This is a genomic window from Paraburkholderia tropica, from assembly GCF_914484835.1.
Taxonomy (GTDB): domain Bacteria; phylum Pseudomonadota; class Gammaproteobacteria; order Burkholderiales; family Burkholderiaceae; genus Paraburkholderia; species Paraburkholderia tropica_A.
The window spans coordinates 1-5,980 of record NZ_CAJZAR010000120.1 but is presented as its reverse complement, the minus strand read 5'-3'; the positions used below and the strand labels follow the sequence as shown (position 1 = coordinate 5,980).

Below are 5,980 nucleotides of genomic sequence, written 5' to 3'. Positions count from 1 at the left end.
GCCGCCGCGCATCGCCGCCGAGCGTGCCGAGCGCGCGCTCGTGCGCGCCCAGCAGATCGCGCGCGGGGCCGAGGAACGCGAGGCCGTCGGGCGCGAGCCGCACGACGCGCGGCGTGCGTTCGAGCAGCTGACGGCCCAGATGGCTTTCGAGGCGCTTGAGCTTGAGGCTGACGGCGGATTGCGTGGTGTCGAGCGCGTCGGCGGCGCGCGTGAAGCTGCGCAATTCGGCGACCAGAACGAAGGCGCGCACGGCGTCGAGATCGAGTGGTTTCATTTCAAACGTAAATGGATGAAATATGCAGTGATATCTGTTTATTATGATAGACGGCGACTAAGCTGATGTCATGTCGAACCTGCTGCTGCGCTTTGTCGGCGCCGAAGCCGGTTCATTCCCGAAGACCTCGAAGGAGACTGACATGCCGTTCACCCGAATCGCCGTGCGCGCAGGCAAGCCCGCAACCTATCGCAAGGCCCTGATGCAAGGCGTGCATCTCGCGCTGATGGAAGTGTTCAAGGCGCCCGAGGACGACCAGTTCATGATCGTCACCGAGCACGACGCCGATAACTTCGTGTTCGGCCGCCATTACCTCGGCATCGAGCGCAGCGACGACCTCGTGATGATCCAGATCGCCGTGAGCAATACGCGCGGGCAGGATCAGAAGAAGGCGCTATTCGCGCAGATCGCGGAAAACCTCGCGCGCGATCCGGGCGTGCGGCGCGAGGATGTGTTCGTCAATCTCGTGGATGTCGCGCGCGAGAACTGGTCGTTTGGCAACGGGGTGGCGCAGTATGCGACGTGAGTGAGCGTCTCGGGTCACACGAAGCAGCGTGGCTTATGAGTGCTTATAGGCCCACTACGCATTCAGATAACGCTCAAGCGCAATGACAGGCGTCGGCCTGGCGAAGAAAAAGCCTTGTAGCTCGTGACAGCGTTCGTCGAGCAAAGCTTGCCGTTGATCTCCCGTTTCGACGCCTTCCGCGGTGATCGGGAGATCGAGACTTCGGCATAGTTCGGTGATCGCGTGGATAATCGCCGCCGATTTCGGATTGTTCCCCAGTCCATTGACAAAGCCGCGATCGATCTTCACCCGCGTGAAGGGCACGCTCTGCAGCAAACCCAATGACGAGTAGCCCTTACCGAAATCGTCCATCGCGACGCCCACGCCCATCGCACGAATTTCGTTCAGGATGCGCGACGACGTGCCGGACGATTCCAGCAGCACCGTTTCGGTGATTTCCACTTCCAGGCGATGCGCCGGAAGCGCCGCGTTCCTGAGTGCTTTCGCCAGGATGTGCGTAAAGTCCGCGTGTATCAGTTGAGCCGGCGAAACATTGACGCTCAGGCGAATATGCGCCGGCCAGAGCGCCGCGTCCCGACACGCCTTCTCCAGCACCCACGCGCCGAGTTCCGGCATCAGGCCTCGCTCCTCCGCAATCGGGATGAATTCGGCGGGGGACACGGGACCGCGCTTGGGGTGACGCCAACGCAGCAGCGCCTCGCATGCGGTGGTGATTCCGCTATGCGCTTCGACGATCGGCTGATAATGCAATTCGAGTTGATTCGCGCGCAAGGCGCGCCGCAGATCGTCTTCGAGTTCGTTGCGCAGTCGGATCGGGTTGTTCATGCCGCTGTCGTACAGGCGAAAGCAGTTGCGGCCGTCGCGTTTGGCCGCGTATAGCGCAAGGTCGGCTCGCTGAAGCACCGTCCCCGCGTCGATCCCTGCGCGCGCGTGAATGACGATACCGACGCTTGCGCCAACGCTGATTTCATTGCTCGCGATTTCGAACGGCGCGGAAAGGTTCTCGATGCATCGTTGCGCGAGTTCCGCCGCGTCGTCCACGCTTCGAAACGGCACTTGCAGAATCGCGAACTCATCGCCGCTCAAGCGAGCCAACTGGTCGCTCGCGCGCACGGTGCGAGCGAGTCGGCGCGCCACGGCCTTGAGCAGTTCGTCGCCGACATGATGACCCAGCGTGTCGTTGACCGACTTGAATCGATCCAGATCGAGAAAAAGCAGGGCAAATGGCCGCTCGGCCGATGCGTTTTCCGCAAGCCCCGACAAGCGTTGCTGGAAGCTGAGACGATTGGGCAGGTCGGTCAGGTGATCGTGGTGAGCGAGATGCGTGATACGGTTTTCCGCAATGCGCCGCTCGGTCATGTCTTCGATCGTGGACACCCAGCCGCCATGCGAAAGCATGCGCGTCACGACCGAGATGCTGCTGCCCAGACGGGCGACTTCCATCGTCGCCTGTTGCTGATCCGCTTCAGATCGGTGAACGAGCTGCGTGCGTACCTTTCTGGCCCACGCCGACGTTTGATCTTGCGGCATGCCGCCGTGCTCGCCGACGCACCGTAGCATCGTGTTCAGCCGCATCCCTGCGAACAGGGCGCCGTCAGGGAGCGACAGGATGCGGGAGAACTGGTCGTTGGACAGCACGAGGCGTCCATGGCGATTGAACAGACACAATCCATGGGACATGTTGTCCAGCGCGAGATCCAGATTGTGTGTGGTCTCTTCGAGCGCAAGCGAGATCTCGCGCTGTTCGGTGCAGTCGCGCGTGATTTTTGCGAAGCCGAACAGGAGGCCGGCGTCGTCGTAGATCGGCTGAATGACCACGTGTGCCCAGAACCGGCTTCCATCCTTGCGAACGCGCCAGCCTTCAGTCTCGAACTTTCCGCTTTGACGCGCCGTGTCGAGTCCGTCTTGCGGCAAGCCGCGCTCGCGATCCGCGGGCTCGTAAAAGCACGAGAAATGCTGGCCGACGATCTCGGCCGCCTGATAGCCCTTCGCCCGTTGCGCTCCGGCGTTCCAGTTCGCGACGATGCCATTCGGGTCGAGCATGTAGATCGCGTAGTCGGTGACGCCTTCGACCAGCAACCTGAAACTCTGCTCCTGGTCGCGCGTCGGGCTGTCCGGCGAGCACGCTTCGATGCGGTCACGCATCAAGTCAATGAAGTCGCCAATATGCCGGGCAGCGTCCCGGTCAACCAGATTGCTCGATGCTTCGGTCTGAGAGGTCGGCCCGGATAGGCTGGATTCGGAATTCGTTACCCCGATTTGCTCAGTTGTCATTTTTTTCGAGTATCTGGTCGGCTTCGCGAGATGCCCGCTCAGAATATATGCGGCATAGCGGGTCGCGCAATGGCAAAAGCGCCGTTGTTGGCACGCAAACGTTTCACTTCAACGATACGGAACCGGGGCCGCGTTGTCTGTCGGCTCGAAAGCGGATGGAAAGCCGAGCGAGCGTGTGCCGGCTACCTCGCGTCGTAGTCGTTGATTCGCTGGCGAAGGCGTTCGATCCCGGATCGTTGCGCCGGTCCGGGATGTGATGCGTGCGCGTGCGAGTCCGCGACACGCGCAAACGCATGACGCAAAAAAACTGCGCCGCAGTGTCCTGCGGCGCGGTTTTTAATCGCCTTTTTAAACGCGGCCAGCGCGTTACAAAATCTGCGACACCCTCAAAGCGCGCGACTCACCAGCAACGGATCGACCGTGCCAATCGCTTCGGTCTCGCGGCTCGCATACGGCAGTTTGTGCAGCACGTAGCGCATGGCGTTCAGACGCGCGCGCTTCTTGCAATCGGAGCGCACGACGGTCCACGGCGCGTCGGCCGTATCGGTCTGCGAGAACATCGCTTCCTTGGCTTGCGTGTACTCGTCCCACTTGTCGAGCGAGGCGAGATCGACGGGGCTCAGCTTCCACTGCTTGAGCGGATGCACGCGGCGCTCCTTGAAGCGGCGGCGCTGCTCGGACTGGCTCACCGAGAACCAGAACTTGATCAGGTGAATGCCGCTGCGGATCAATTGCCGCTCGAATTCCGGCGCTTGCTGCATGAAGTCGGCGTATTCGGCGGGCGAGCAAAAACCCATCACGCGCTCGACGCCGGCGCGGTTGTACCAGGAGCGGTCGAACAGGACGATTTCGCCCGCCGACGGCAGATGCTGCACGTAGCGCTGAAAGTACCATTGGCCGCGTTCGACCTCGGTGGGTTTTTCGAGCGCGACGACGCGCGCGCCGCGCGGGTTCAGATGCTCCATGAAGCGCTTGATGGCGCCGCCCTTGCCGGCGGCGTCGCGGCCCTCGAACAGGATCACGACGCGCTGGCCGGTCTCGCGCACCCACGCCTGCAGTTTCAGCAGTTCGACCTGCAGCCGGTATTTTTGGCGCTCGTAAGCGCGCCGCGACATGAGGTTGCGATACGGATAGTCGCCGTCGCGCCAGCCGGACGCGAGTTCCTCGTCGGGATGGCGCGCGCGCGGCTGGCGCCATTCGGCCGGCTGGCCCTGGAGGATGAGGCTGCGCAGCTGCACGGCTTCGTCGGGCGACAGGCCTTTCATCAGCGCGGCGATGGAGTCGAGCAGCGGCGGAGGCGCGTTGGGGCCAGCACCGTTGGCATCGGCCGCATCGACTGCACCGACGCGTGCTTCATCATTGGCCGGGCCGGATTCCGGCGCGACGCAGTTGCCTGAGACGAGATCCTGCATCGCGCCTGCGATGACCTGGGTGGCGGCTTCCACGGCGTCGTCGACGGTGCGGCGTTCCGCGCCGAGCGGGGTGAGTTCGGGCTGGCGCGCGGCCGGGCCATCGTCATTGCGCGCGCTGCGGTTGCGCGTGCCTGCGGAGGCGGGTGTCAGCGAAGAAACGTTGGGAACGATTTTGGGCATAAGTCAGGTTCTCTCGACGAAAGCGTTGAGCCGGTACCAATCCGACTGCATTGAACATGGGCGACAGCTGGAAACTGCGGGTGGAAACTGCGCGCGATTGGCCATGTGCGGCGGCGTGCGCGAATTCGGCGTGCGGGCCGCGGCGGGACGAAACTGAAAGGCGCGAGGGACGGGTGACAGACGGTGCGGCAGACGAATACAAAACGGAGACGAAGCGAATCCGAAGCGGACACGAAGCGAATCCGAAGGATGCGAGACGGCCGCTCGCGAATCGCCAACCGGCCGCGTGGCAGATCGCGGCCGATGGCGTGATCGTGATGGCGGCGCAGGCCGCGAGGAGACGGACTTTGCGCCGCGACACGCGACCTGACACTGCGATTTACGCGTCCGATGCCTTGCGCAAAATCAGATAAAGCGAGTCTTTGAGTTGCAGTTTTTCTTTCTTGAGCTGCTCGATGGCCATGCCGTTCGCGGGCACGATGCCCGCTTCCATGTTCTTGATTTGCTGGTCCAGATCGTTGTGGCGATTGAAGAGGCGGGCGAAATGATCGTCCTGGATCTTGAGGTGGGAGATCAGCTCTCGGAATTCGGGGAACACTCAATACTCCTTAAGGAACAGCGAACGTCGACAAGTTATGTAAGTATTGTTTCACCGTCGCGTTTTTACGATTTTGACCGTCATCAAGCGGTGCAAGCCGTGAGCGCCGATTCGGGTCGCTGCCAAGCGCAGAGCGGGGTGAGCGCGTGTAATATCGGGACAGGAGCGCCGCAGCCGTAGGACTAATCTGAACCGTCTGACGTCGCACTTGTTGTTTGTCGCCGCATCTGCCGCCCCACCGACAACCCGGAGCGTCAATGATCCGCGTCCTCGAAATCGTGCTCGATGTCGTGCGCGCCGTGCCGCTGGCCGCTCAGGCCGATCTTTGCGCGGTCTCCGCCGCGTCGCCCATTCCGGCGGCGGCTTCCCTCACGATCGCCCGCGCGTTCGCCGATTCCGTTAGTGCTGCGTTGCCGCAACTTGCCGCGCAGGACGAAGACCATGCGCCCACGTCGATCCGCCGCGTCGTTTTCGATCGCAGCGGCGCGCTCGCGCGGGCGGGCTGGCGGCTCGCCGTCGAAACGCGCGGCGCGGCGCACGGCGTGGCCGTGTCGAGCCGCCGCACGCTCACGCCGGGCGTCCAGATCGTCGAGGCGATTTTCGAGGCGCCGCTGGAAGCCGAGGACATCGACGGCGCACTGTTCGATGCCGCGCCCGAGCCGTTTCGCAAAGCGCTGGCCGCAGCCGGCGAACCGGAGCCGATCGCGGCGCTCGCC

At 63.0% G+C, this 5,980-nt stretch carries 6 protein-coding genes; 2 read left to right on the top strand and 4 right to left on the bottom strand.

What is annotated here, in order from left to right:
• Positions 1-274 (bottom strand): LysR family transcriptional regulator (locus LDO54_RS38710; protein ID WP_224018415.1); only part of this gene is annotated, 274 nt, incomplete at its 3' end.
• A 142-nt stretch (positions 275-416) separates the two neighbouring features.
• Between LDO54_RS38710 and LDO54_RS38705 the strand changes: the two genes are divergently transcribed.
• Positions 417-800 (top strand): tautomerase family protein, encoded by a 384-nt coding sequence (locus tag LDO54_RS38705; protein WP_224018414.1) that lies wholly within the window; start codon positions 417-419, stop codon positions 798-800.
• Positions 801-854: 54 nt separating this feature from the next.
• Here LDO54_RS38705 and LDO54_RS38700 read toward each other — a convergent pair whose 3' ends face one another.
• From LDO54_RS38700 to LDO54_RS38690, 3 genes are all read right to left on the bottom strand, one after another.
• Positions 855-3,074, bottom strand: coding sequence for a sensor domain-containing protein (locus tag LDO54_RS38700; RefSeq protein ID WP_224018413.1), 2,220 nt, complete (start codon positions 3,072-3,074; stop codon positions 855-857).
• A gap of 386 nt (positions 3,075-3,460) precedes the next feature.
• The gene (ppk2, locus tag LDO54_RS38695; protein ID WP_224018412.1) at positions 3,461-4,666 is read right to left on the bottom strand and encodes a polyphosphate kinase 2; all 1,206 of its coding nucleotides are present in this window, start codon (positions 4,664-4,666) and stop codon (positions 3,461-3,463) included.
• 379 nt (positions 4,667-5,045) lie between these two features.
• Entirely contained in the window at positions 5,046-5,264 is a 219-nt protein-coding gene (locus LDO54_RS38690; RefSeq protein WP_224018411.1) for a YdcH family protein, read from the bottom strand.
• Positions 5,265-5,521: 257 nt separating this feature from the next.
• Here LDO54_RS38690 and LDO54_RS38685 point away from each other — a divergent pair.
• A partial coding sequence (locus LDO54_RS38685) for a hypothetical protein (protein WP_224018410.1) occupies positions 5,522-5,980 on the top strand: 459 nt, incomplete at its 3' end.